This is a genomic window from Salinibius halmophilus (genome assembly GCF_003577475.1).
Lineage (GTDB): Bacteria > Pseudomonadota > Gammaproteobacteria > Pseudomonadales > Natronospirillaceae > Salinibius > Salinibius halmophilus.
This window is the reverse complement of sequence record NZ_QPEP01000004.1, coordinates 71,732-98,088: the sequence shown is the minus strand read 5'-3', so window position 1 is coordinate 98,088 and position 26,357 is coordinate 71,732. Positions and strand designations below refer to the sequence as shown.

The 26,357-nt window shown below is 49.1% G+C and carries 17 protein-coding genes; 10 read left to right on the top strand and 7 right to left on the bottom strand.

Translation table 11 applies throughout. From position 1 onward, the window contains the following. Positions 1 to 97: 97 nt before the first annotated feature. Together DUW71_RS05420 and DUW71_RS05415 are read right to left on the bottom strand one after the other, a co-directional pair. A complete protein-coding gene (locus DUW71_RS05420) occupies positions 98 to 4,675 on the bottom strand; it encodes a hypothetical protein (RefSeq protein WP_119394232.1) in 4,578 nt (1,525 codons plus the stop codon). An 11-nt stretch (positions 4,676 to 4,686) separates the two neighbouring features. Beyond that, positions 4,687 to 7,497, bottom strand: coding sequence for a hypothetical protein (locus tag DUW71_RS05415; RefSeq protein ID WP_119394231.1), 2,811 nt, complete (start codon positions 7,495 to 7,497; stop codon positions 4,687 to 4,689). A 159-nt stretch (positions 7,498 to 7,656) separates the two neighbouring features. Here DUW71_RS05415 and DUW71_RS05410 point away from each other — a divergent pair, with 159 nt between their 5' ends. The 5 genes from DUW71_RS05410 to ychF all read left to right on the top strand — a co-directional run bounded on the left by DUW71_RS05410 (position 7,657) and on the right by ychF (position 11,665). After that, on the top strand, positions 7,657 to 8,034 hold the full coding sequence (locus tag DUW71_RS05410) for a VanZ family protein (RefSeq protein ID WP_119394230.1): 378 nt from the start codon (positions 7,657 to 7,659) through the stop codon (positions 8,032 to 8,034). 197 nt (positions 8,035 to 8,231) lie between these two features. After that, complete coding sequence (locus DUW71_RS05405) at positions 8,232 to 9,170, top strand: ribose-phosphate pyrophosphokinase (protein ID WP_119394229.1); 939 nt, start codon at positions 8,232 to 8,234, stop codon at positions 9,168 to 9,170. Between the two features lie 72 nt (positions 9,171 to 9,242). After that, a complete protein-coding gene (locus tag DUW71_RS05400; RefSeq protein WP_119394228.1) occupies positions 9,243 to 9,857 on the top strand; it encodes a 50S ribosomal protein L25/general stress protein Ctc in 615 nt (204 codons plus the stop codon). Positions 9,858 to 9,972: 115 nt separating this feature from the next. Next, entirely contained in the window at positions 9,973 to 10,554 is a 582-nt protein-coding gene (gene pth, locus DUW71_RS05395; protein WP_119394227.1) for an aminoacyl-tRNA hydrolase, read from the top strand. Between the two features lie 13 nt (positions 10,555 to 10,567). Next, positions 10,568 to 11,665: a redox-regulated ATPase YchF gene (ychF, locus tag DUW71_RS05390; RefSeq protein ID WP_119394226.1), complete on the top strand. Its 1,098-nt coding sequence runs from the start codon at positions 10,568 to 10,570 to the stop codon at positions 11,663 to 11,665. 53 nt (positions 11,666 to 11,718) lie between these two features. On the opposite strand, the gene lolB is transcribed toward ychF, so the two are convergent. Then, positions 11,719 to 12,303, bottom strand: coding sequence for a lipoprotein insertase outer membrane protein LolB (gene lolB, locus DUW71_RS05385; protein WP_158583886.1), 585 nt, complete (start codon positions 12,301 to 12,303; stop codon positions 11,719 to 11,721). Continuing rightward, positions 12,257 to 13,879 carry a tetratricopeptide repeat protein gene (locus DUW71_RS05380; protein ID WP_158583885.1) on the bottom strand — a complete coding sequence of 541 codons (1,623 nt, stop codon included), beginning with the start codon at positions 13,877 to 13,879 and terminating at the stop codon, positions 12,257 to 12,259. The genes lolB and DUW71_RS05380 overlap by 47 nt, the downstream gene beginning before the upstream one ends. 217 nt (positions 13,880 to 14,096) lie before the next feature. Here DUW71_RS05380 and hemA point away from each other — a divergent pair, with 217 nt between their 5' ends. From hemA to DUW71_RS05360, 4 genes are read left to right on the top strand one after another with little or no spacing between them, the layout of a single operon-like run. Next, on the top strand, positions 14,097 to 15,368 hold the full coding sequence (gene hemA / locus DUW71_RS05375) for a glutamyl-tRNA reductase (protein ID WP_119394223.1): 1,272 nt from the start codon (positions 14,097 to 14,099) through the stop codon (positions 15,366 to 15,368). Then, positions 15,365 to 16,447, top strand: coding sequence for a peptide chain release factor 1 (gene prfA, locus DUW71_RS05370; RefSeq protein ID WP_119394222.1), 1,083 nt, complete (start codon positions 15,365 to 15,367; stop codon positions 16,445 to 16,447). The genes hemA and prfA overlap by 4 nt, the downstream gene beginning before the upstream one ends. Continuing rightward, a complete protein-coding gene (gene prmC / locus DUW71_RS05365) occupies positions 16,444 to 17,259 on the top strand; it encodes a peptide chain release factor N(5)-glutamine methyltransferase (protein WP_119394221.1) in 816 nt (271 codons plus the stop codon). Before prfA ends, prmC begins: the two co-directional genes overlap by 4 nt. Beyond that, positions 17,253 to 17,987, top strand: coding sequence for a HesA/MoeB/ThiF family protein (locus DUW71_RS05360; RefSeq protein ID WP_119394220.1), 735 nt, complete (start codon positions 17,253 to 17,255; stop codon positions 17,985 to 17,987). Before prmC ends, DUW71_RS05360 begins: the two co-directional genes overlap by 7 nt. Here the strand turns inward: DUW71_RS05360 and DUW71_RS05355 are convergent. Next, positions 17,941 to 20,460, bottom strand: a complete 2,520-nt coding sequence (locus tag DUW71_RS05355; RefSeq protein WP_119394219.1) for an ATP-binding protein — start codon at positions 20,458 to 20,460, stop codon at positions 17,941 to 17,943. The genes DUW71_RS05360 and DUW71_RS05355 overlap by 47 nt on opposite strands. A 242-nt stretch (positions 20,461 to 20,702) precedes the next feature. On the opposite strand from DUW71_RS05355, the gene DUW71_RS05350 reads away from it, so the two are divergent. Continuing rightward, a complete protein-coding gene (locus DUW71_RS05350) occupies positions 20,703 to 22,211 on the top strand; it encodes a fumarate hydratase (protein WP_119394218.1) in 1,509 nt (502 codons plus the stop codon). A gap of 285 nt (positions 22,212 to 22,496) precedes the next feature. Here DUW71_RS05350 and DUW71_RS05345 read toward each other — a convergent pair whose 3' ends face one another. Together DUW71_RS05345 and DUW71_RS17685 are read right to left on the bottom strand one after the other, a co-directional pair. Next, positions 22,497 to 23,546: an OmpA family protein gene (locus DUW71_RS05345; RefSeq protein WP_119394217.1), complete on the bottom strand. Its 1,050-nt coding sequence runs from the start codon at positions 23,544 to 23,546 to the stop codon at positions 22,497 to 22,499. After that, positions 23,546 to 26,350, bottom strand: coding sequence for a hypothetical protein (locus DUW71_RS17685; protein WP_199671158.1), 2,805 nt, complete (start codon positions 26,348 to 26,350; stop codon positions 23,546 to 23,548). The genes DUW71_RS05345 and DUW71_RS17685 overlap by 1 nt, the downstream gene beginning before the upstream one ends. Between the last annotated feature and the right edge of the window lie 7 nt (positions 26,351 to 26,357).

Sequence of the window (26,357 nt, the reverse complement as noted above, 5' to 3'; positions counted from 1 at the left end):
TGATTCCTTTTTATTTTATAGTGTAGGCAAAAAAAACACCGGCACAGGGGCCGGCGTTATGTAGGGCGTTTGGTTTGCTAGATCATTGCTGAACTAGTTATTGTTGACTTGACTGCTGGTCGCACATCGGCACTCCATTGAGCTCTAAGAAACGTTCAAACTCATAGCCAAAGTTTTCTATTGACCAATTGCCTGCCATCACATCGAAGATACGCAAATTGTTGAGGTTATAATAATAATCAATCGCAGGTTGCGCTTTGGTGGACAAATGTAGCTCGGTGATGTCTTGGCTAATGTTGTTATTCGCAATGGCCGTTTCTACTAGCGTACCCAGTGCTGTGCGATTGCTGCTGCTTGGCAGGTCGATTGCTGGTAAATAGCCTTGAACATTCGCCACTAGCTCAGCAAAGGCAGGTGTTTGCACAAAGGCCAATAAGCGGCCTTGGTTAATCACATTACCCCCCATCATTGGATGTAGCGTGCGCATATTGCCAGCATGATAACGGCTGCCATTGCCCGGTACTGGGCTGTATAGAGTAGATAGCCGTTGGTAGCTAATTGGCCCGAGTAAAACGCCCGTATCACCGCGCAGCCACATGGCGGCAATCTCTCGCTCGTCCAGGTAGTCGTCTATGCTTGTGGCCACAGGGTTAGCACCCGACTGCAGCAAGTTAGCCGCTTGCAGCGCTTGTAGTTCGGTGATTGCTGTTTGCCAATTTGCCACATCAAAGCAAGTTTGACCATTTAGCAACTGCTCAAGCTCAGTTGCGCTCATTGTGCCGGCGAGCATGGTGAGGAACGCCTCATGGCTGAACAGATTGCTGGTTCCTACAGACATTGGTGCTAGCATCGTGCTGTTGGCATTAAGTAGCGAGGTTAGCTCAGCCAAATTGCTTGGCACACTAGTGAAGTTGCTTAGGGCATCTACCCGGTAACTTAAGCCATACAGAGGTTGGCCAATCGGTAAGCCAGTTAATTCACCAGCATAGTCTGTTGCTGCCAATAGCTGTACTTGGCTAAATGGCTGGTCGGCGAGGTTGAGTGTTACGTTGCGAGCGCGCCAAGGAAGCTCGTACATATCTGGGTTGCTCGTAACGATAAAGTCATATCCAGGGTAACTAATAAGCTCATCAAGACTAAAATCTAACTCAGCGTCTGGATCGTCAGTTAAATACGTCTTAATCGTTAACCCTGGAAGGAAATTACCCTCGTTAATTGCATTGAACAACCGCACATCATTTTCATCCGTCGTGGCAATGATGAGCGTATTAGTGCTCGGCTTTTTGCGTACAAGCTTTTCTGCAACCATCGCGAAGGCATCGCTGTTTTCAAACTCATAGAGATAGTCGCTGTCTGAGGCATAGCGGGTTGCAATAAAGTCGTGTTCACACGCGCTTTCAGTGCCTGTGAGGCCATAATAATGAAAGCCGTTGTGCCAATCTGGTACCGCGTAGCTACTTGTGTGTTGGGTGCCATCTGGTTGTGTGAGTGTCATGCTGGCCTGAGCATTTTCATCAATGCTAAAAGCAATGGCATAGTCGTTGTTGAAAGTGTATTCAGCAGGCTCGTTTAGCTGCACGTCGAACAAACCATAGAACTCGCCTGTAGCGCTAGCCTGGCATTGTTCTCCCCCGATGGCAAAGCCTAGTAGCCAAGGGCCAGTTAATGGGTTTGGCGTTATGTTCTTAAGCGTCAAGCGCACGTTCGACATCGCCATTTTTCCAAGTAGCGAGTCTGGCCCGCACTCGTAATAGAACTCACGCAAATCAATATAAATGCGGTTTACCGACGGTTTTAAATAGACTTTTAGGTTCTTCGCGCTGCCCGAGTGAATAATCTCATCGGTGTCAGCATCTCTTATCTGCAGGCCTATGCCTGGGCCGCATTCATCTGCATACAGTTGCCAAGCACCAATGCCTTCTACTTCTGCGGCGAGTTCGATGAAGTTCGCGTTGCTTACATCTATTGGGTTGCTTGTAAGCTGAGTGGTAAACTCTTCAAACTCACCATTGCGCACTAACTCAGAGGCAAAGCTAGGTGCTTCATACCAGCTACCGTTGTTTACCTCTAAAGTCGCTGTCGCAATCACTGTTTCGCTATAACCTGGCGTTGCCTTGAAAAGCTCGTGCACTGGGTTGGTAACATAGTCAGTGTTAATGGTTATTGCACTGCCTGTGGTGTCACCGTTTTGGTTGTCTGCTACTGCAGTGACCGGCGCAACATCATATACCGGCATAGGTTGTGGATTTGGCTCTGGAAAGTTAACTGTATTGGCAAAGCTGCTTCCCACCATTCGAAAATCTTGCCAGCATAAATATACGTTTTCAGTTGTGCTGCTTGTGGTTGCAATAGCAGTTGTACTTATCTCAACCGGTTCAATGACTCCATCGCCATCTAAATCGCGATGGTCGCCTAAATTTACTGTGCAACCTAGGTCAAAGAAGTTATTGCAGTAATACTCAGGCAAACTGTTAGCGTTATAGTACGTAATATCTTCGCTAAGCCAGTCAAGCCCAGTGTCGATGCCATTGAGGTAGTCTTCAGCCGTCGCACCGTGCACGGAAGCTTGCTGTTCGCCTTTTTGCCAAATGCCATTCTCGTTTTTAGCCCAACCATCACTGCCGTCAATGGCGGCTAAAAATACGCCTAGTTCTGCATTTTCTAGCAGGATATGACTACCGGTTGCTTTCCAATTGAGTACCCAGTTTTCGTTAACAAGCGTTTGATTAATGCCGTCGGCAAACGTTAGTGTGCCATCTCCATTGGTATCGGTTGGTATATCAAACTCGCAAAAATTCTGATACAACTCGTTTCGAACCTCGCAGCTTTCACCTTCTGGCATATCCGAGGCACTGGCTAATCGGCGGTAGTCGCCCGTTTCAGTTCGGTATATCGCAAACTGAAAGTTAAGTGCCACGTTTGAGCCATCAAAGTACTTACCCGTTACCGCATCGGCATACCAGTTAGTGGCAGTTGACCTAACCGTGTAGTCGATCTCTTCCCAGTAGCTGTTTTCTGTATCGTTAAATGTGCTAACGCTGGCAACTTCGACGAGGTCGGTGTCGTCGTCGGCCACTTGGTCTAAGTCTGGATACTCATAGGCTTGAAGTTCTGAGTTATATTGCCCTAATGGGTTTACGATGCCCGGCACCCATGTATCGTTTAACCAAACATAATTTGCTTCGTTCAAGTAATTTTCTAAGTTGGTCAAACTAGTGCATTGCTGGCCGTCGGCAAAAGGGCTAGCAGATGTGCTGGCAGGTAGGGCTTGAGCTGTCACGAAGGCTTGTTGCCACTTATCGAAATTAACGGGAGGCGCTGAGTTTCGAGGGTTGTCAGGAAGCGCTGGCGTCTCAATGATTGATGGGCGAGAGTAGTCACTATCGACTAACCATTGCAACAGGGTGCCGGTAATTTCACTGCCGTTTACCACGGTCGCTGGTTTGAATACTCCCTCTGGCAGGGTGCCATCGCTATTTAGCAGATTGTTGTCATTAGCAATTGTACTGCGGATACTGCCCCGCGCCGTTAGCGTTTCTATTGACTGTCCGTCGGCGTAATAGGCAGATGAGTATGCAGAGCTGACATCAAAGTCACCGCTATGGGGGGTGTAGGAAGTCAATCTTGGCGAGACTGTGGTTAAGTAAATCTGCTTATCAAAATATGTCTCGTCCCAATGGCCGAAAGTGTCAAACTGGTGATAAAGCACACTAAGCAGTTCAAAGTGGCTCTCGTTTATAAAGCGCTCACTCGCCGTACTACTATCGTCTCTGCGGTATTCTTGGAACACACCTACTGCATTAAAATAGGGGGCTTTACTATTCGTTTGATATTCCTCATATGTCGAAATAAAGTCCCAAATGCTGGTGTTAGGGAGTGTTACTGTGCCACTGTTAGTGTTGAAGTCTAATTCGACAAAGTCTGAACTGAGTTTTACGCCTCCGCCTGCTTGTCCAAAGGTTATTCCCGATAAGTTAGCGCTCGGTAGGTAGTCAATTTGGTCAATCGCCTTGTCTGCTTGATCATCGCCGTTTAGGTCGGTGATCGCGTGACTTAGAATATCCAAGTTGATGTTGGTAGGTTGGTTGTTCTCATCAACAAACTGCCAGCTGCCCGAGAGCATTCGAAGCTTCACGTCATTTCTTCCGCTTTTGAGCTCAGCTAGCATGTTGCCTGTTGAGTAGCTATCACCGGCTGAATTCACCTGCTCAGCATTTAAAAAGTAGTTACCGGGTGGCAACTCTACACTAGCGGAGTTTGTACCGGCATCTAGCGTAATCTGATAGATAGGCTTGGAGTGGTTCAGAATTAGTCGATCTAAAATATATGCTCTCTCGAACAATGTTTCGGCCACCATTGAAAAGTCTGAATCAGGAGATAGTGATTGGACCGGATCTTCGAAGTATTCTGAAGGGAAGGCATCTTGCCATGTGCTGGCACGCGCTTGCCATACGGTGAACTTAAGCTGCGTGGTGTCATTTTGAATAACGCTTGCATTGGCTGTTTCTGGAAAGCTAAACGCTATGTTCATTTGTGCTTTGGGTTGCTCAATAGCGGCGCCATCGGTTTGACCTGGTTGCACAGTTGGCTCATCTGCTACGGGTTGCACAACCGAGCTTGGTTGGCAGCCAACAATGGCTGCCGTCAATACGGAAATAGAAATTAGTTTTTTCATTATCACTCTCCTTAGTCGAACACTACCGTTGTGCCATCATTGCTACCGACTGCTTGGATAGGGATGGTGCGGTTGATGGTGGTGTTGTTAGTGCCGTCGCTAATGCTCACCGTTAATAGGTTGCTTCCCGATACCAACGAGTTTGCAGGTAAGGGAATCGACCATGTGCTGCGCTGTTGGTTGGTGGCTGTTTTGCTAATGTTAGTAACGGTTGTTGCCGAATCGGAACCGGCAGTTTGCAGTGTGGCGCTGAGGGTAATGTCTTCTGTCGCTTCTAGATCAAAGACAATGGCAGTGAAATTTACGACCTCACTGTTTTGATAATTGCCGTCTACCTCTGTCAGTGCAATATCACCATTCGCGTTAAATAGCTGGCGCAGTTGTGGTGGCTCATTGGCTTTCACTTCAACATTAATGATAGCTGTGTCGCTTAACGCATTGTTTGGGTGGTTATCAGTCACCTGTAAATCAACTTCTAACGAGCTGTCGATGATTTGTTCATGGGTGTTGTTAGCTGTGGCAGTGGCATTGTTCCAACTATATGTCATCGCATTGCCGTTGCCGTCGGTAGCGATAGCGGCGTAGCTCACCTGGGTGGTACCTGCCAGAAGGACTTGCTCACAAACCAGTGTGCCACTTGTGTTACGTGTACAAGGTAGTGGTACATCATTGGCCATGATGAGACGGACTCTTGGTGGGCGGTTTTGCTCGGGTGCATAAACAGTAAATTTGCCACTTTTGCTTGTAGTGCTTACCCCGTCTTCAACTTCAAGCGTCCATTGGTAGTCACCAGCGGCTTGCACTGTACAGCTTTCGGTGCCTGATTCCATAATGAATGCTGGCGCTGCAGCTAGGTTGCTCGTAGCGGCCTCGCACGTGAGTGTAACGGTAATGTCATCACTGTCTAGGTCGTAGGCGGTGTACTCAATATTGATGGTGGCACCATTATTCGTTAACTGTGCTTCTTTTGGTGCTGTGACACCGGCGATCACTGGTTTGATGTTCTCGAAGGTAATATTGACTTCACTCACACCAGTATTGCTTGCCGCTGCGAGTGTTTGGCCTTCACCACCAACAGGGGCAATCTCAACATCGGTGTCACAAGGAATAGCGGCTTGATAATAGCCAGTTGCGCCGGTGATCACTCGACGGTTGTATCGCTCAGCGCTAATAGAGATAAGCTGACCGCCTTGGCCTGTTGTACCACTATCGGTCTGTTTACTGACAATGCCTTCAACAATACATTGGTTTGGATTCACCAGTTGAATATTGCCGAGGTTGTTGCAGTTTGCACCGGTAGTAACTTCAGATATGGCGCTGGTATCTATTTCCTCAAACGCACCAGTTAAACGATTCACTGCGGTGAGTTGCCATTCATTTGGCGATGTATCGAAGCGGTCGCTGGTCATGGTTTGTAGGCCAGAGTTAAATGCGCCTGCGGCGACATAACTATTTAAGCGGCCGCCGTCTGGCGTGGTTATGTTGATATAGCCTTCAAACGGTTCTGCATCACGACCCGCCACTGGGGCATAAGCGACATTTGCCTGAAAGCACACGTCAACGGTGCTAACAGTGCCATCAGCTTGCACTGGCCAGTCTAGGTTTACCCAGCGGATCCAGCGATTGCCTTGGGTAATGGCCAGTTCAACAAAAAGGCCGGTCTCGTTGGCAATGTTCTCAAGTGTGCCAGTGTACGTAACATAGTTGCCGCTACCGCCATCAACTACCAAGGTCCCATTTCCAGCAAATTCCCAGCCTTTTCGGTAGATGAAAATTGGCACTTGAATGCCATCTATGTCGAGGTTGCGATCTTCAGTGATGGTGCTGTAAGTTGCAGGGTCTAGGGCAAGAAAGATTTTTGGTGATGTATCACTCGCACTAACACTTTCTTGTATTGCTAGTTCATTACCGTCTTGGTCTTGTAGGCGCACTTGTGCAAAGCCTGTGGAAATAAGGCGGTAGTTATCGGATAAATCGTCGTTGTCAGCAAAGCTTACGCCATTATTTGTTGAACTTGGGTCGCCATTGCCTACGAACTCCCCAGGGAAACTCTGTACTTGATTCGGGTCGGCAGGCGTAAAGCCTTGTATGCCGGCAATCACTGTATTTACGTTGTCATCTAGTGCATTGACTGGCAATCGAACGTCAACCTGTTGGTTGTCGCCGCTGGCCGCGGCAGCAATTGCGGCATCTTGCCCGGCGACGATATATTTTTGGCCATTCGATTTGCTAAATACTGTAAATCTCAGTTCATTGTTTTGCGAGGCGCTGGTGCCAAGCTGGATGTCGTCACTTTGAACTGTTTGTACCGTTACTAGTTCCGGCGTCATCACAACGTCTGCGCTAACGGTTTGTGAATCTTCTATGGAAAAGCTGGTTAAGCGCTTAATGCCATCGGTCCAACCTTCTTTTTGGGCGATGACTTCAATAAAGGTTTCATATTCGCCGCTGATGCCAACGTCTTGCAACTGGACTTCATAAGCACCGCTGTCATCTGTTGTTGCAGTGTAGGTCTGCTCGCGTGTTGCTCCATTTAAGTCTTGGTCTTTCACGGTAATGCTAATGACCGCTTCGCTTACTGGCTGGTCGCCATTGATGCTTTCAGCTGCCATACCACTTAAGTAAACGATTGAGCGTGCTGCTGTGGCTGGCTCGCTGCTAACAATAGCCACCGTGGTGGGTGTGGCGCTTGGTGTTGCAGTGGTAATCGCAGTAGGGGAGGTGGTTGGCGTGGGGTCGCTAGTAGCGCCAGCGGTTTCGTCACACGCTGTTAGTGCAAGGCAGGAAAATGCTGCGCAAGCTATTAAACGAATACTATCCATGGTGATCCTTTTCGTTGCATTTTAGACACTCGTAGCAGTTAAGTTGATCATGGGTCATTTTGTGTAAAATTGTGTAACAAAAGGGCGGGTCTTAGACAGAATGTTGACCTTGCTCAGGCGCGCGCCTAGAGTGAACCATCATTTTTTTGGGCGAAGCCGTTGTTTAAGTCTGTTCTCAGTGTTTTAACACTTGCTGTTTTTAGTTTGCTTGTGGGGGCTAAATATCACCCGCAATACCGCTTTATTACCGATACGGTGGAGTCTTGGTTGGGTAGCGATTTATGGCTGCATGCGTTAGGTGGCCTTTTGATTACATTATCTCTATTCCGTTTACTTGTACTGCGAGCGCGTGGTGCGCTGGTACAGTGGCTATTTTTGTTGTTGGTGCTGGCCATTTTCTCGGTGGACGAGTTTATTCAGCAGTTTGTTGCACATCGGCATGCAACCTGGCTTGATTGGCAGGTGACGTTTGTCGGCTGGTTATTGGCTGCAGTCTGGTTGATGGCATGGCGTTGGTGGCTTGCAAAACGCAGTTAGTCGGCAAAAAATCCCCAATCTATTTGACAGCCGAGCGGTGTAACCCGACAATACGCGCGACTTTTGTCTGGGGTAGAGCTCAGGTAAACAAAAAGTCACATAAAAGTGTTAGTGGCTAGTGCGCAACTCGAAAGTGCGCTGGCTACTATAAAAGCCGTAATACACCAATCTCACCAGACAATCAAAAGGTAGCGGGCGTGTCTAAAATGATGGTCTTCTCGGGCAATGCAAACCCGGAATTAGCGAATAAAGTTGTTGAACGTTTAGGTATCCCTTTGGGCAATGCCACAGTCAATAAGTTCAGCGATGGCGAAATTGCCGTTGAAATTAATGAGAACGTTCGTGGTTCGGATGTTTTTATCATTCAGCCAACTTGCGCACCAACCAATGACCATCTAATGGAAGTTATCTTCCTAGCTGACGCGCTTCGTCGTGCATCGGCTGGTCGTATTACTGCGGTTATGCCTTATTTTGGCTACGCGCGCCAAGACCGACGCCCACGTTCTACGCGTGTTCCTATTTCGGCTAAAGCAGTTGCTGATATGCTAACTGTGGTGGGGATTGACCGAATTCTTACTGTGGATTTACACGCCGACCAGATTCAAGGCTTCTTCTCTATCCCAGTAGATAACATTTACGGCTCGCCAATCTTGCTTGACGATATTCAAACGCAAAACTACGAGAAAATGACCGTGGTATCACCAGATATCGGTGGTGTTGTTCGTGCGCGTGCCATTGCCAAGCAGCTAGGTGCCGACCTAGCAATTATCGACAAGCGTCGTGCCAAAGCGAATCACTCTGAAGTGATGCACATTATTGGTGATGTTAAAGACCGTACCTGTATTCTGGTTGATGACATGGTGGACACCGCTGGCACGCTATGCCATGCAGCCGAGGCGTTAATCGAGTTTGGTGCCAAAAAAGTAGTCGCTTATGCAACCCACCCTGTGCTTTCAGGGCCTGCGATTGAGCGGATCGACCAGTCTAAGTTGGAATTGGTGATTACTGATACAATTCCGCTCTCGGAAAAAGCAATGAAGTGTGATAGCATCCGCCAGCTTTCTATGTCGGGTGTATTGGCCGAGGCCATTCGCCGCATTAGTAACGAAGAATCTATTAGCGCAATGTTCCGATAAGCGGGACATTGTTTACCAGAACGCCTATTGATGCGGTCGCAACATGAATAGGCAATTGATTGAGGAAAACTCATGAGCACATTTACTATTAACGCAACCTCTCGTAAAGACACAGGGAAAGGTGCGAGCCGCCGCCTGCGTCGCGAAGGTAACATCCCAGCTATCGTTTACGGTGGCAAGGCTGAGCCTGTTTCACTAACGCTTTCTGAGCGTGAAGTAAACAAGGCCACGCTGGAAGAAGCTTTCTTCTCTTCTGTTGTTGAATTGATCATCGACGGTGAAAAAACTCAGGCAGTAGTGATGGACGTTCAGCGTCACCAGTACAAGCCAGTAATCACTCACATGGATTTCGAGCGTGTAACCGCCGATACCATCGTTGATAAAAAAGTACCTTTACACTTCATCAACGAAGACAAGTCTGCTGGCGTTAAAGCTGGTGGTGTGATTTCTCACAACATCACTGAGCTAGAAATCAAATGCCCAGCTGGCAAGTTGCCAGAGTTCATTGAAGTGGACATGACTGCTGTTGAAGTAGGTCAAGTTGTACACATCTCTGACATCGCATTGCCAGAAGGCGCGGTAGCAGTTGAGCTACAGCACGGTGAGTCGCATGACCTACCTGTTGTATCAATCAACGCGCCTAAAGGCGCTGCTACTGCCGATGAAGGCGAAGAAGCTGCTGAGTAATTTATACTCAATCGCAAAAGAGGGCTGCAACTGCAGCCCTTTTTTTATGTACAATAGCCGCCTTTGAATAAACCGTGGCGTAGTGTATGCGCTCGAAAAGCGATTAGGTAAACAAATGACGATTAAGTTAGTCGTAGGCTTAGGCAATCCTGGTGCCCAGTATGATGCCACTCGCCATAACGCTGGTTTCGACTATGTTGACCAACTAGCACGTCGCCATAGTGGCAACTGGCAAGCGCAAGGCAAGTATTTTGGTGATGTGTGCGATATCCGAATTGCTGGTGAGCGAGTGTGGTTGTTAAAGCCAATGACCTATATGAATCGGTCAGGTCAGGCTGTAGGGGCGTTGGCTAACTTTTATAAAATTGAACCAGAAGAAATTCTGGTGGCGCATGACGAGCTGGATATTCCACCCGGTGCAGTCAAGCTGAAAAAAGGTGGCGGCCATGGCGGGCATAACGGCCTGAAAGACATTATTAAGGCCTTGGCCAACAATAAAGATTTTTATCGTTTACGGTTAGGAATTGGTCATCCTGGCAATGCGCGCGACGTGGCTGATTTTGTACTACGAAAAGCGCCGATCAGCGAACAGCAATTAACTCAACAAGCTATTGATGCAGCCCTAGATCAGGATGCATTGATGCTAGAAAACTTTGATAAAGCGATGAGCCTAGTCAATGGCTTCAAAGCAACTTAATTAGGAGACTCGCATGGGTTTTAAATGCGGTATTGTTGGCTTGCCAAACGTAGGTAAATCAACACTTTTTAATGCACTGACTAAAGCTGGTATTGGTGCAGAGAACTTTCCGTTTTGCACCATCGATCCAAATACGGGTGTTGTGCCGGTGCCAGATCCACGCCAAGACAAAATTGCGGCCATTGTTAAGCCGGAGAAAGTGATTCCCACAGCAATGGAGTTTGTTGACATTGCTGGTCTTGTCGCTGGGGCATCAAAAGGTGAGGGCCTAGGTAACAAGTTCTTGGGTAATATTCGTGAAACGGACGCCATTGCCCACGTTGTGCGCTGCTTTGAAGATCCTAATGTGATTCACGTTGCTAACGACGTTAGCCCGGAAGATGATATTGGTGTCATCAACATGGAGTTAGCTTTGGCCGACTTAGAGTCGTGTGATCGCCAGTTAGACCGTTTGCGCAAAAAGGCAAAAGGCCAAGATAAAGAAGCCATCAAAGACGTAGCGCTATTAGAGAAGGTTCGTCCAACGCTTGAAGAAGGCATGTCGCTGCGCTCAATCGATGGGCTTAGTGATGATGAAAAGCGTGATTTGGAAAAGAAATTCCACATGCTAACCATTAAACCAACACTTTATGTGGCGAACGTTGCTGAAGACGGTTTTGACAATAACCCGCACCTTGATCGTGTACGCGAAATTGCCGCCAGCGAAAATGCTGAGGTGATTGCTGTGTGTAACAAGCTTGAAGCAGAGATGTCTGAGCTTGATGACGAAGAGTTAGACGAGTTCTTAGAAGAACTAGGCATGGACGAGCCAGGGCTTCACAAGGTCATTCGTGCTGGCTATAAACTGTTGAACTTGCATACTTATTTCACTGCTGGTGTGAAAGAAGTGCGTGCTTGGACCATTCCTGTTGGTGCCACAGCGCCTAATGCAGCAGGTGTGATCCACACCGACTTTGAAAAAGGCTTTATCCGCGCTGAGTGTGTCGCGTATGACGACTTTATTCAGTACAACGGTGAAAGTGGTGCAAAAGAAGCCGGTAAGCTGCGCCTTGAGGGCAAGGATTACATCGTTAAAGACGGTGATATTTTGCATTTCCGGTTTAACGTTTAACCGGTGTAAGGCGTGTCCGCAAAAATGGCGTAGCCGTTACTTGCGGACAATTTTCACTGCCACTCCCTTACGATGATCTTGGCGACGGCGTCGTCTTGGGTGATGGTAAGTTTGTCTGGTAGTGGCGGCTGGTCACCTTGATACCTTTCATACTCAATCTCCCAGCCAGCTTGTTCTAGGCGCCCTAGCAGGCCAAGTTCGTTGTACTCAGCGATGAATGGTTGATTCGGTGCCGGAATGCCGCGTATCCAAAAGCCAATTTCATTAAGCGGTAGAGCGGGGGTAAATAGCATGGCGCCCATTTCTGATAGGGATGACGCTGGATACTCTTCGCCATTAGCTTTAAGTACATAGCTGTTACCACTGCCTTCGAGCTCTGCTCGGCCAATGCCCAGCTGACCGGTTAGTACTACTTGGTCTCGCACGCCTTGGCGTTGCCAATCAATCGATAACGTACTGGCTTCTTCACTGTTGCGCACCGACGCTTTACCGGTTGCTTGCCAGTTGCGAATGTTCATGATGGTTTGCTGGTGCGATTCCCAGTTAGCGACTTGCTTTTGGGTCTCTGGCACCGTGGCGCAGCCAATTAGACTAGCGCCAACCAAAGCGATCAGCGATTTCTGCCAAATATTCATCATTTGGGTGTGCTTGCGTTGATACTTCCCAGAGTGCGCGTGCTTCATCTACTTTGCCCTGTTGAACCAGTACTTCGACTTTATGGCCAATGATTTCAGGGTTGTCGCTGAATTCCAAGGCTTTATTTAGCAAGGTTAGCGCTTCGTTAAGTTTGCCTTGTTTGAAGCGCAGCCAGCCTAACGAATCTAAATAGGCGGCGTTGTTTGGCTGCACGCCCAAGGCGAAGTCTAATAGCCGCTCAGCCTCAGCAAAATTTTGCTCGAGTTCTACATAGCTATATGCAATAGCATTCGCAGCTTCGTGGCTCATAGGGTCAGTTTCAATGAGTGGTAATAACACGGCAATGCCAGCTTCTAGGCTTTCGTAGGTCAGTACCCAGTAGCCATATTGCAAGCGAATATCGTGATCGTCTGGATATTGTGCGAGCGCTTCTTTCAGCAATAGCCCTGCTTCTTCATGCAGACCATCATCGCGCAGTAAGCTTGCTTCAATCGCGTAGAGGGTTGCGCCTTGCTCAGGGTTGCGGTTGCGCTCTATTTGCAAAATTTCACGTGCACTGTCTAGGCTTGCAAGGGTTCTCTCCACTAACGCCGAAATCTCCCAAGCCGCTGCATAATAATCGCTGCGTGGGCTAATTCGAGCGGCGGCGTTTTTGGCACCCGTTAAGTCATCTTGATAGTAGCGCGCTGCGGCAATGCGATACCAGCCTTCGTCGCGGTATTGCGCCACGCTCAATAGCGGTTGCACAATCTCTTCAACCAGTGGCCATTGCTCTTGTTGAATCGCTAGCCCACTTAGATATCGGCGCAGCTCATAGTCATTCCGTGCGTAGCGTAACCAGTCGGCACCTACAGTGAGTGCGGCGACAGGTTGCTGAAGCTGAATGAGGCGCTGCATGGCAGTTACGTGCAGGGCTCGGTCTTCACTAAAGTCGTTTAATGCTTCTTCAATGCTTGCTTGCAGGGTGTCGCCGGTTTCATGACGAATTCGCAATGCCCAAGCATCGGCACTTGGTGAGCGTTCAATCGAGCGCACGGCGTAGCTTGAGATAACCTGCGGTGTAGCGCCATTGAGCTCGGCAAAGAGCCCTAATGCCAATAATGCACTGGCTGCTGCTGGGGTGGAACGATTGGCAATCGGCGCAACTAGTGCTTCTAGTTGGCGCCTTTGTGAGCGGCTTAACTCGTCGGATGAGCGCGCAATAGCAGCGGTATTGGCTGCTGGGTCGAGCGCTAGCCATTTTTCTATGTCAGCATACCCTTGCTCAAATGCACCCGCTTCGATTCTCAATAACCCTGATGCACGGTAGCCAAACGCATTATTTGGCGAGATCTCTTTTAATAAATCGGCACTTGCCAGAGCGAGCTGGCCATCACCACTCTGTATCGCTTGCGACAGCGCTTTCTCAGCGTAGGCTTGCGAGTTAATTTCTCGGGCAATCCGGTAGTTGAAGAGCGCGGCACTGGCTAGGTCTTGGCGAGATTCTGCGAGCTGTGCCAAGAACGAGTTGTACAAGGATTGGCCGTCTAACTGGACAGTTTGCGGCTCATTAATCTCTGGTTCCACAGTGACTGTCATCTCAGGTGTCACTTTTGGCGTAGGAGATATTACCGGTGAAGGTGTGCTTTGCTCTTTAGTTTCCTTGGGTTGGTCTGGTAAACTCGCACACCCGGTGAATAAGGTAGCTGCTGCTAGGATCGCGCAATACAAGACAGACTGCTGTCCTCTTGGAATGAGTTTCATGTAAACTACCAACCTTTTAACGAATTCTATAAGCGATGTTGAATCTCTGACCATGCCATTGCTAACGCTAGGCATCAACCACAAAACCGCACCTGTTCATATTCGTGAGCAAGTCGCGTTTTCTCCTGAACACCTACAATCGGTGCATCAAGCACTGGTTGAGCTTCCTGGTGTCAGCGAGGCTGTGGTGTTGTCGACTTGCAACCGTAGTGAATTATACCTCGCTGGTCATCATTTGGATGAACGTCACATTACTCAGTGGCTAGCAGACTATCACGATATTGCGGTTAATGATTTGCAGCCAGCTATCTATCAGCATAGTGAGCTATCCATGGTTCGCCACCTTGCAAGGGTTGCGGCAGGCTTGGATTCGCTAGTATTAGGTGAGCCGCAAATTCTAGGGCAGCTTAAATCGGCGTTTGCGGTGTCGCAAGCATCGGGCACCATTGGTAAGCAATTAATGCCCGTTTTTCAGCACTGCTTCTCGATTGCTAAAGGGGTGCGCAGTAATACGGCTATTGGTGAAAATCCGGTTTCGGTCGCCTATGCCGCTGTGGATTTAGCCACCCATATTTTTGCCGATTTAACTGCCTGCACTGCAGTGCTTGTTGGGGCAGGGGAAACCATCGACCTAGTTGCCAAGCATCTAAGTAGCAAAGGGGTGGGCGAAATTATTATCGCCAACCGCACCCTTAGCCGGGCAAAGGAGCTGGCTCAGCAGTTTGGTGCCAAAGCGGTGTTATTAGGCGACTTGCCAGAGGTGTTGCCCAAGGGTGACATTGTGATTTCATCAACGGCGAGCCAGCTGCCAATTATTGGCAAGGGCATGGTCGAAAAAGCCCTTAAGCAGCGTCGACATCAGCCGGTGTTTATGGTGGATATCGCCGTGCCGCGTGATATCGAGCCCGAAGTGGCAAACCTCAACGACGTGTTCTTGTACACGGTTGATGATTTGCAGCAGGTGATTAGCAAAAACGTTGCCTCACGACAGGCGGCGGCTAGTGAAGCTGAAATTATCATTGAAGATGGCCTGAAACGGTTTGCCGATGAGATGAATCAGCGTTCGGCGGCAAAACAAGTGGCAAGCTTGCGAGCGCAGGTAAATGATCTCGTTGCGCAGGAAATTACTCGTCACCAAAAGTATTTGCAGCGCGGCGAAAACCCAGAACGAGTGTTGGCACGTTTAGGGCAGAGCATTGCGGCCAAGGTGCTGCATCAGCCAACCAATATTTTAAAGCACGCATCGCCGCACGAGCGGCAGCGCACTTTGGCAGAGCTGGAAATGATCCTTGGCTTGTCGGGTGAACAGGATGATTCTAAATGAATGAACGACTAATCGAACGTGTCCAGGGAAAACTGGAAGACTTTGAAGAAATTGGCTTGCTACTTGGCACGCCCGAGGTCATGGCGGATCAAAACCGATTCCGCGATTTGTCTCGCCAGTATTCCGAGCTTGAAACGCTAAATGAAGCTTATCAAACCTATGTCACCGCAAAAGACACGGTTGAAGAAGCGCAGGCTATGCTGGGCGATAGCGACCCGGATATGCGGGAAATGGCAAAAGAAGAGCTGCCGCAAGCTAAAGAAGACCTTGAGCAAGCACTAGATCAACTTACTAAGTTGATGATGCCAAAAGACCCTGAAGACCACCGTTCGGCGTTTTTGGAAATTCGCGCCGGTACAGGTGGTGACGAAGCTGCATTGTTCTCGGGTGACCTACTGCGCATGTACAGCCGTTATGCTGAAAACATGGGCTGGAAAGTGGAGCAGATTAGTGCCAGCGAGGGTGAAGTAGGTGGTTATAAGGAAATCATCTGCCGTGTGGCCGGAGAAAACGTCTATGGTCATTTGAAGTTTGAATCCGGTGCCCACCGCGTGCAGCGCGTACCGGCAACCGAATCACAGGGGCGGGTGCACACCTCTGCTTGTACTGTTGCCGTGTTGCCAGAGCCAGATGAAACCCAAGCCGTTGAAATTAATCCGGCAGATTTACGCATCGATACCTTCCGCGCTTCGGGTGCCGGTGGTCAGCACGTTAACAAAACTGACTCAGCCATTCGTATTACCCACATACCAACGGGCGTGGTAGTGGAATGTCAGGATGAGCGCTCGCAACACAAGAACAAAGCAAAAGCTTTGGCAGTATTGTCGGCGCGCCTAGAACAAGCTGAGCGTGACTCGGCCGCGCAAGCCATTTCGGATGCTCGCAAGCAGCTCGTTGGTAGTGGCGACCGCTCTGAGCGTATTCGCACCTATAACTTTCCGCAGGGGCGCGTGACCGATCACCGCATCAACGTTACTCTGTACCGCTTAGATGACGTGCTGCAGGGCGAGTTGAAAGATTTGGTTGAGCCGTTGATGAGTGAGTACCAAACGCTATTGTTGGCTGAGTCGGGCGAATGATTGTTAAGCAGTTCATTATGCAGCACAGTCAAAGACTGGCGCGCATAGATGTCGAACTGTTGTTGTGTGAGGCGCTGGCAGTACCGCGCAGTTGGCTGTTGGCACATGATTTGGATGAGTTATCCGAAGCCGATGCGGCGCGAGCGAATACGTTGATCGCGCGCCGACAGCAAGGTGAGCCCGTCGCTCATATTCTTGGGCGTCGTGATTTTTGGGACTTCAGCCTTGAGGTAACCCCGGCAACGCTGATTCCACGTCCAGATACGGAAGTGATAGTAGAAGCGGCGCTAGCCCGTATTGGTCATCATGCCAAGGTTGCTGATATCGGCACGGGCACGGGGGCGATTGCCATAGCCATTGCAAGAGAATGCCCAAGCGCCACCGTGTTTGCAGGAGAGTTTAGTTTAGCGGCCGCGCAGCTAGCGCAGCGCAATATTGCAAACAACGCACCCCAGAAAGTTAGCTTATGGCAAGGCAGTTGGTTGGCGGCTATTGCTGACAACAGCCTGGATATGATTGTTAGCAACCCACCCTATATTGACCAAAATGATCAGCACTTAAGTGAAGGCGATGTTCGATTTGAGCCGTTATCAGCACTGGTCGCCGACAATTCTGGTTTGGCCGACATTCAACAAATAGCGCAGCAAGCAAAGGTGGTACTGAAGCCAGGTGGCTGGTTATTGCTAGAGCATGGCTGGGATCAAGCTGTACGGGTGGCCGAATTATTACAAGAACTTGGCTACAAGAAAGTGCAGGGTGTGAGAGATTATGGCGGCAACGATAGGGTAACGTTAGGGCGGCGACCATGTTAAGTGATGAACAATTGCTTCGCTATCAGCGCCAAATTTTTCTTGATGAGATCAATGTAAATGGTCAAGAGAAGCTGCTTGCTGCCAAAGTAGCTGTGATTGGTGCGGGTGGTTTGGGTGCAACGGTTTTGCCTTTGTTGGTAGGCGCGGGCGTTGGACAGATAGAAATATGGGATGGCGACCAGGTCGATGTGAGTAATCTACATCGTCAAACGCTTTACCGTGTTTCTGACGTTGGTATCAACAAGGCAACGGCTGCCGCTGCTGCGCTTAGTGGCTTAAATGATGATTGCCGATTAACGCCTGTGCCAAGGATGCTAGCGCAAGCACAAGAGTTAGGTGGCTATGACTTAATAGTTGATTGCACCGACAACCTGGCGGCGCGTGTATTGATAAACCGCTGGGCCGTTGAACAAGCGGTGAGCTTGGTATCAGGTGCTGCCATTGGCTTAACTGGTCAGGTAGCTGTGTATCCACTTAATCGCAAAGATAGCCCCTGTTGGCAGTGTGTTTTCCCAGAGTTAAATGAGCAACAGCTAAACTGTCGCGAAGCAGGTGTACTTGGTCCGGTAGTCGCTGCCGTAGGCGCAATGCAGGCTCAGTTGGTGATACTGGCGCTTACGTCAAACCTGCCTGCAGCCAATCAACTACACCTATTTGATGGCAAACGCATGAGCTGGCGTGCTATGACGATTGCCCAGAGTTCTGATTGCCCGGTGCATGCTCAATAGCTTGCTCAATTAAGTTAGCCAACACGTTCACCGCAATGGGCGCTGTGTAGACGCCCGTTGCGCCTAGGTTTAGCAGCGCTTGGCGATTCACAGCCGATTCATCGATCAATACCGAAACAGGCGGCATTACATCAAGCTGATGCTCTTGTAGGCGTGTGAGCTGGTGGGATGCATCGGTTGAATTCAAAGCAGCCAGGAGCACATTACTTGGTCGGTTTACTTTAATCTCGTCGAGCGCGTCACGAATATTACTCGCTACGTATACGTTGACGCCAAGCAGCTCTAGCTGATCGATTAAGCGGCGCCGGTACGGTCTATCCATGTCAACAATGAGCGTTGAAAAGTTTTCAACGACTAGGTTTCCACCCGCTGGCATTTTCGGTGCTTTCACCGAGAGCGAGACAGATGTGCCTTCCCCCTCAACCGATTCGGCATGTAACGAAGCGCCGCATTGTTCGGCTAAACGCTTAAGATATGGAATGCCCGACACAGCCGCGCTGTAATCCGAAGCGGTAGATTGGTATTGCTTCAACTGTTCTGGGCTCAAGCCGATGCCGCTGTCTTCAATGTTTACTGTCAGCTCAACCCAAGGTAAGGAAAGTTGGCGCTCTACTATGACCGTAGAGATAGATACCTGCCCATGTACGGTGTACTTTAAGGCATTGTCTAATATACCAGCAAGTAGTTGGCGTACCCGAACCGAATCAGCCAATAGGGTAACGGCAACTGATGGCTCATTGAGTACAACGCTAAGCCCGCGGGAGTGTGATTTCTCCATTGCTCGGCTATATAAACTTCTAATTAGCGAGCTTACATCCAAGCGAGCATGCTGCCTAACCTCTTGGCTACCATGTAGGGTGATATCTTTGAGAATGTTCTTAACATGATCAATTGAAATCACCGCCCGAGCGATGCTGTCTTCTTGGTCGCTTTGAGTTTGATCCTGACCAAGCAATACCATTTGTTGATGAATGATTTCAATATGGCTATTAATGCTGCGAGAAATCTGCGATCTAATGGATTCGTTCGCCCGCATAGCCTGGTCGAGTGACATTCTTAGCTGGCGCATATCGTTATCTAATCGCAGCGACTCAGAATCATCACGCACGAGCATACAATACTCTAGCTGCTCTCGCTCTGACGTTGGGACAAAGCGGGCATTGATTCTTCTTGTATTGCCTGTTGTTTGCTCGTCGAATACCAAGGTAAATGCTTTGTTTGAGGCAATGCCATTCCAAAATAAGCGCCGCACTCTTTCTTGGTTGGCTGGGTTTAGATAGTCGAAAAAGCTGTCTAGCGTGACTTCCTTTTTGACATCCTGCATGTCAAATATTTTTGCTGCCATGCTGTCAAAATACATTCGATTTTCACTAATCGAAAGATGAACGCAGCCATGGTAGCTGTCGGCGATAACGGTTTTTAAGCGCTTCAGGTCCTCTTGGTTACGTTTTAGCGCTCTGATGTGGAGGTTTTGCTGCCTGATTAATAGCGTTGCTTTGCGTGCTTGCCACCAGAACAAAATGATCGTCGCCACCAAGACGATCACGAGTGGCGCAACCCAGTTAGCTAATTTATTACCAGATAACGACACTGAGGTACGAGATGGCCTTTGACTGGCTTGAGAGAAGTCATAGGATTCATTGAACATGTCGCTAAGCTTTTGTTGGCTAACTTGCCCGATGGGCAGATACTCTGGCAGCACAAATGCCATCATTGCTCGAGCTTGCTCTACTAGCGTCTGTCTATCTGTTTTAAACGCGCGCGCGAGCGTTCTGGCTGTTCCACCTATATCCAAATAAGCGGCTTGCCAAGCGTTTAACGTAATCTCGGTGAACTGGGTTTGCACACCTGCTTCAGTGGTTAATGCACTGCTAGCGAAGAGTGCATCGCCATACATTGGTTGCCCTAAATCTCGACTGATTAGTTGCCAGAAGTTTAGCCCTTGTTGGCGAAGCAGCAAGCCCTGTGTACTGTGATCAACGATGATTGCATTGTAGTTTTGCAGTATGCCGCTGTGCATAGATGTGTCGGGAGGGACTTTATAAACGATACGATTATTTAAGTTGTGCAACTCAAGCATTTTAAGTGTGCTGGCATACATATTTGGATTGCCATACACAGCACCAGCGGCAATTTCATTAATAATGTTACTGGCATTAGCCGACACAAAAGCGGTGTCATCAATTTGCTCTATGACCGCGAGAAGCTGATTTGGCGATACTTGCTTGAGCAAATTTATGTTTGCTAGGGCGATATCAACTTCTTCGTTTAACAGTGCTGCTTGTAAAGACTGCTCGCTATTAAATATTTTAAGTTCTACCTCTAGCCCCGCCTGTTGATAACTGTTGTTGGCAATGGCCAATAAAATACCCGCGTGGCTAAAGTTTGGATTGCCTTTAACGCCAACGACTAGCTGCTGTGCAGCTGCCACAGAGGAGTACAGTAAGGCGATTAGTAAAACGAGAATGCGCATTAGCCAGTATCGCGTCCCAAATAGGTAGGAGTGTATGTTAGTGCTGTTTAAGGGAGTATAGCCCAAGCCCGTCGATTACCAATGCTCCATTGATGATAATTTTGCCGCTCCATTGCAGAAGGCTTATACTGCTGCTCATCACGACGGTAGTAGTGTTGTACTAACGATAACCAAGATATGGGGCAAGTGACTTGGTTCCCACTAGCTACTGTTACAATAATAAATAATGTTGGAGAGGGCACATGACCATCATTAAGCAGGACGACCTTATTCAAAGTGTCGCAGACGCACTGCAGTTCATTTCTTATTACCACCCAAAAGACTTTATCGACGCGATGTATCAAGCATGGCAAAAAGAAGAGTCACCCGCGGCGAAAGATGCCATGGCGCAAATTTTGATTAACTCACGCATGTGTGCCGAAGGCAAGCGCCCAATTTGTCAAGACACCGGCATTGTTACTGTATTTATCAATGTTGGGATGAATGTTCAGTGGCAAGCGGATATGGCGCTGGAGGATATGATTAACGAGGGTGTTCGCCGCGCATACAATCACCCCGATAACGTTTTACGGGCAAGTATTCTCGCCGACCCTGATGGTGCTCGCAAAAACACTGGCGACAATACGCCAGCGATCATCCACACCAAAATTGTGCCAGGCGACAAGGTAGAAGTGCACGTTGCTGCTAAAGGCGGTGGTAGCGAGGCGAAATCTAAATTTGCCATGCTCAACCCATCGGATGATGTGGCAGCTTGGGTGCTAGAGCAGGTACCAAAAATGGGTGCTGGCTGGTGCCCACCAGGCATGTTGGGTATAGGCATTGGTGGTACAGCCGAGCAAGCAATGAAAATGGCCAAGGAATCGTTGCTCGATCCTATCGACATTCACGAGTTGCAGGCTCGCGGCGCAAGCAATCGCTCAGAAGAGCTGCGTTTAGAGTTATTCGACAAAGTAAACAAGCTTGGCATTGGTGCGCAAGGTTTGGGCGGTTTAACCACTGTGTTAGACATTAAAGTAAAAGACTGCCCAACTCATGCTGCCAACAAACCAGTGGCGATTATTCCTAACTGCGCAGCGACTCGCCACGCCCACTTCGTATTAGACGGCTCAGGTATTGCAGAACTAACGCCGCCAAGCTTGGCTGATTGGCCAAAAGTTGATTGGGAACTGAGCGAGGATGTTCGCCGGGTGAACCTAGATGAACTGACCCCAGAAATGGTGCAAAGCTTCAAACCAGGTGAAACGGTATTATTAAACGGCAAGTTACTAACCGGTCGAGATGCTGCGCACAAACGCATTGTGGACATGCTTAACAAAGGCGAAAGCCTGCCGGTAGATCTTAAGAATCGTATGATCTACTACGTTGGTCCTGTTGACCCTGTTGGTGATGAAGTGGTTGGACCAGCAGGCCCAACCACAGCGACTCGCATGGACAAATTCACTGAGCAGGTACTTGCCCAGACGGGGCTGTTAGGCATGGTCGGTAAAGCTGAGCGTGGCCCAATTGCCATTGACGCCATCAAAAAGCATAAAGCGACTTATCTTATGGCCGTTGGTGGTGCTGCATACTTGGTTGCCAAAGCCATTCGTAAGTCAAAAGTGCTCGCGTTTGAGGACCTTGGCATGGAAGCAATTTATGAGTTTGACGTGGAAGACATGCCAGTCACTGTTGCAGTAGACTGCAATGGTGAGTCGGTACACCAGACAGGGCCGCAGATTTGGTCGCAGAAAATAGCCGCCATGGAACTGTAACGTTACCAAGCGATACAATTTAAACCAAACAGGGGGTTGCCCTTGGGCTATATTTAAGTTGTGGCGATTGCCACAACTCCATGGCGGTTCTCGATTCCCAGCCGTTTTGGCAAAAGATTCGACCCGAGACTTATGTCTCGGGTTTTTTTATGGGCGGCGAATGAGTGTGAACGCTTCGAGGGAAATATCCGGCCAGTCATCCCCGAGTGGTTTTATCGGGGATCTAGCTACATCATTTAAAATTGCAACTAGGCTCCCGCCTGCGCGGGAGTGACCGAGGTGCACTTAAGGCGCAACCGTTTCTTCTATTTGCACCTGTTCACATACCGCTTCTGGGCTTACTGTAAGCTCAACACGGCGGTTTTGCGCGCGGCCAATTTCAGTTTCGTTACTAGCGATTGGTTGGCTTTCACCGTAGCCCACTGCACTCAAGCGCTCTGGTGCAATGCCATTGGCGATAAAGAACCTTAACACTGCGTTAGCGCGAGATTGCGACAGTTCGTTATTGTACTCATCACTCGCAATTGAGTCGGTATGGGCGCCAATTTCCACTGAGAGTTCAGGGTTTTCGGTTAAAATTCGAACCGACTGTAGCAAACGATTACGAGCGCCTGCTGTTAACTCGGCTGAATCATTGTCAAAGTTCACGCCATCCAGTGCACTGCCAAACTCCTCGCACACCTCTTTGGTAATAATGCGGGTAACCGGTTGTGGTTCAGGCGTTGGTTCGACTTCAACTTCTGGTGTGCTGCCAAATAAGTACTGGGCACCAACCGAGAAGTAACGAGCGTCAAGCGAGTATAGGTCTAAATCAGCACGAGCCATCCAGTTAGGTAGGAACTGGTAATTCGCCCCCAAGCCAAGCGCGAGTTGCGCTGGTGTTTCCTTAACTGTATCGGCGACATCTTCCGATAAGCCGTTAAGAATTACTCCTAAGCCAGCTTTGGCAAACAGGTTCCATTCAGATTCGGTTGGCAAAAACTCATATGCACCCCATATCGCCGGTGCATAATAATGAACTTTACCTTTTGTATCGTCTGCTGTGTTTTCCACGGCAGCAGAACCCAAGTATGCAAAAGAGGCTTCGGCAAAAATCTGTGGTAATACTTGCAAGCCAGCACGGACCACCGGCCCGTGAGACCAAGGGTTATTAACTCGCCAAGTGGAGTCGCCCACCGGTTCTGGCTGCAGCTGTGATACGCCGTATCCTGCTCCGATAAAGATACATTGGTTCCACCAGCCTGGGTTACTAAAGTCGCAGGCATTGGCTTGCTCTGTTGCAAGTGCGGCGTTTGAAGCGGCCATAATGGCCGCTGCAATGATCAATTTTTTCATTATTTAGCACCTCGACGACGTAGTAACACGAGCAGTGGCAATAATAACCAAGCGCCAAAGCTGCCAATGCCTGTACCACTAACCGCGGTGCGTAGGCCTTCGTCACTCGCCTGCTGCTGGTTACCACCAACAACCTGGCTGTTGTCGTTACCCGGTGTTAATGAGCCATCAGGCGTACCATCACCATCGGTGTCTCGTTTGTTCGGGTCGGTTTCACCATCGTCGACCACACCGTTTTTGTTTTTGTCTTCCGTGCCGTCTGTTAGACCATCACCATCGGTGTCTCGGTTGTTCGGGTCGGTTTCACCATCGTCGACCACACCGTTTTTGTTTTTGTCTTCCGTGCCGTCTGTTAGACCATCACCATCGGTATCTGGGTTATTCGGGTCAGTTTCACCATCGTCGACCACACCATTGTTGTTTGGATCTTCGATATTATCTGGTAACCCGTCCTTATCTGTATCCACGGGTGTTGGCGTAACCGGAGTTGTTGGAGTAGCCGTAGCGGTTGGCGTAACCGGAGTTGTTGGAGTAGCCGTAGCGGTTGGCGTTACCGGAGTCGTCGGGGTAGCCGTAGCGGTTGGCGTTACCGGAGTTGTCGGGGTCGCCGTAGCGGTTGGCGTTACCGGAGTTGTCGGGGTAGCCGTAGCGGTTGGCGTAACCGGAGTTGTTGGAGTAGCCGTAGCGGTTGGCGTTACCGGAGTCGTCGGGGTCGCCGTAGCGGTTGGCGTTACCGGAGTTGTCGGGGTCGCCGTAGCGGTTGGCGTTACCGGAGTTGTTGGAGTAGCCGTAGCGGTTGGCGTTACCGGAGTTGTCGGGGTCGCCGTAGCGGTTGGCGTTACCGGAGTTGTCGGGGTCGCCGTAGCGGTTGGCGTTACCGGAGTTGTCGGGGTAGCCGTAGCGGTTGGCGTAACCGGAGTCGTCGGGGTCGCCGTCGCCGTAGCAGTCGGTGTCGCCGTAGCAGTTGGCGTTGCCGTTGGCGTAGTAGTCGGTGTTACAGAAGGTGTTGGTGTGACACCATCATTTAGGCCATCGCCATCAGTATCTACTTTGCGAGGATCTGTTTCGCCATCATCTACAGCACCGTTCTTGTTAGCGTCTTCTACGCCATCATTCAACCCATCACCATCGGTGTCGGTGTCCATTGGGTCTGTTTCGCCTGGCTCGAAGATACCGTTTTTGTTGCTATCTTCTACGCCATCCTCAATGCCATCGCCATCACTGTCAGGATCACTAGGGCTAGTGTTCTTTTCGTTCTTGTCTAGAATACCGTCCTGATCAAAATCCTTCTCAGTCAACGCAATATGTAATGTAGCTTGGTCGTTACTGCTATCAGAGTCAGAAAGTAGAGGTGATGTTGATGCCGTTTTATATCCTGCTTCTATCGAGAAATTACCGCCATCGATAAAACGATAATCAAGCTCCAACGTGGCTGATTCGCCGCCTGCAAGGCTAATGAAAAGGTCTTCAGCGCTGCTAATGTTTGTGCCGGAGGCAATTTGCTTACCATCATTTACCAAACGCCAGTTTTTGAGGTTGGCAAAGACACTGTCATCGGCTGGAGAGGCTGCTAAGCTTTGCAATAAGTCAAAATGACCATAGTTGGTAAACTTACCGGTGTTACGAAGAGTAAAAGTGAATGTTTGATCAAAAGGGTCGTCTATCGTGCCAGGAGCAGTGCTCCAGTTTGGTTCGATGGAAAGTGGCGAACCGTTTGAGGTAGTTGCTTGCGCAGTCACCTCAATATCGTTATTAGCGAGCTGAGGCTGGCCACAGCTTTGCGGGAATCCACCTGTATAAGGATAGTTCTTAAAAGAGCGACCGTTGCTAGAGTTAACTGCTAGGTCGCCTTCAACGAAGAGTCTGCCATTAATTCCAACGTTTTCAATTGTTAAGTCTGTTGCAATATTAGCGTCAGCATTGGCGACTAGCAGCGAGGCATTCCACTGAGAGCCACCTTTGATTGTTACTGAGCTAGCATTTGGGGCGGCAATTAGAATACGAGGAATCATGTCGGTATCAAAACCGAAATCACCGCGCCCCGTTTGAACGTCTTTGATTGAATTGATGTTCAACACTAAGTCACCAGACTTAGTGAAGTTTAGAATCACGGTGCCTGAGTTGTTGAAATCTTCGAAACTGACATCAAGGCTACCTGTTTGCATGGCGTTGTAAACAGGTGTACCTTCTTCGTCTTCATTGATGTTAACGATAGTAATATTTGCGCCGTCTTCACGTTCAATTTCAACTGTATTGCCCGTTAAATCAAAGTCGCCTAGTTTGGTGTCGCTTCCGAAACTGTCATTATTTAAGCATTCAGCTAGCGTGGTTAGGTCAGTTGCAAAATCGGCTGCAATAGATTTTTCCGACGTCGTGGCGATGCGTTCGCTTCCTATGGGTGTTGCATTGTCATAGGTTTCTGTCAGATCTAATGCAGTACTTGAAGTTTTGCTACCATAAATTACCGTTGGCACTTCTGGGCTAGGCACGAATGCTGAGTACCAACCTTTACCAATGTAACCAGCAGCAAGCGTGCTAGCTGTATTCAGCTCTCCACCAACATAAAGCCTACCTTCAATACCTTCACCGACAGCGGCGAAGTTCGCATTGCCGCCAACGAAGATACTCCAGCCATTATCAATGCCCTGAATGTTGGCAAAGTTTCTGGCTTGCTGAACATCGCTTGCGCAGCTTAGGCCTTGATAGGGTGTTGCTGGTGCTACGCAGCCATCCAGTGGCATGGCAAACTGCGCGAAACTAACAGAGCTTATTGCTGATGCGAGTAGAGCGAGCTGTATCTTCATTGGGTCG

What these genes read in the sequence shown, in the direction of transcription:
- DUW71_RS05420 (WP_119394232.1), bottom strand. Translation starts at nt 4,675, where the DNA reads ATGAAAAAACTAATTTCTATTTCCGTATTGACGGCAGCCATTGTTGGC.
- DUW71_RS05415 (WP_119394231.1), bottom strand. Translation starts at nt 7,497, where the DNA reads ATGGATAGTATTCGTTTAATAGCTTGCGCAGCATTTTCCTGCCTTGCA.
- DUW71_RS05400 (WP_119394228.1), top strand. Translation starts at nt 9,243, where the DNA reads ATGAGCACATTTACTATTAACGCAACCTCTCGTAAAGACACAGGGAAA.
- pth (WP_119394227.1), top strand. Translation starts at nt 9,973, where the DNA reads ATGACGATTAAGTTAGTCGTAGGCTTAGGCAATCCTGGTGCCCAGTAT.
- ychF (WP_119394226.1), top strand. Translation starts at nt 10,568, where the DNA reads ATGGGTTTTAAATGCGGTATTGTTGGCTTGCCAAACGTAGGTAAATCA.
- lolB (WP_158583886.1), bottom strand. Translation starts at nt 12,303, where the DNA reads ATGATGAATATTTGGCAGAAATCGCTGATCGCTTTGGTTGGCGCTAGT.
- DUW71_RS05380 (WP_158583885.1), bottom strand. Translation starts at nt 13,879, where the DNA reads ATGACAGTCACTGTGGAACCAGAGATTAATGAGCCGCAAACTGTCCAG.
- hemA (WP_119394223.1), top strand. Translation starts at nt 14,097, where the DNA reads ATGCCATTGCTAACGCTAGGCATCAACCACAAAACCGCACCTGTTCAT.
- prfA (WP_119394222.1), top strand. Translation starts at nt 15,365, where the DNA reads ATGAATGAACGACTAATCGAACGTGTCCAGGGAAAACTGGAAGACTTT.
- prmC (WP_119394221.1), top strand. Translation starts at nt 16,444, where the DNA reads ATGATTGTTAAGCAGTTCATTATGCAGCACAGTCAAAGACTGGCGCGC.
- DUW71_RS05360 (WP_119394220.1), top strand. Translation starts at nt 17,253, where the DNA reads ATGTTAAGTGATGAACAATTGCTTCGCTATCAGCGCCAAATTTTTCTT.
- DUW71_RS05355 (WP_119394219.1), bottom strand. Translation starts at nt 20,460, where the DNA reads ATGCGCATTCTCGTTTTACTAATCGCCTTACTGTACTCCTCTGTGGCA.
- DUW71_RS05350 (WP_119394218.1), top strand. Translation starts at nt 20,703, where the DNA reads ATGACCATCATTAAGCAGGACGACCTTATTCAAAGTGTCGCAGACGCA.
- DUW71_RS05345 (WP_119394217.1), bottom strand. Translation starts at nt 23,546, where the DNA reads ATGAAAAAATTGATCATTGCAGCGGCCATTATGGCCGCTTCAAACGCC.
- DUW71_RS17685 (WP_199671158.1), bottom strand. Translation starts at nt 26,350, where the DNA reads ATGAAGATACAGCTCGCTCTACTCGCATCAGCAATAAGCTCTGTTAGT.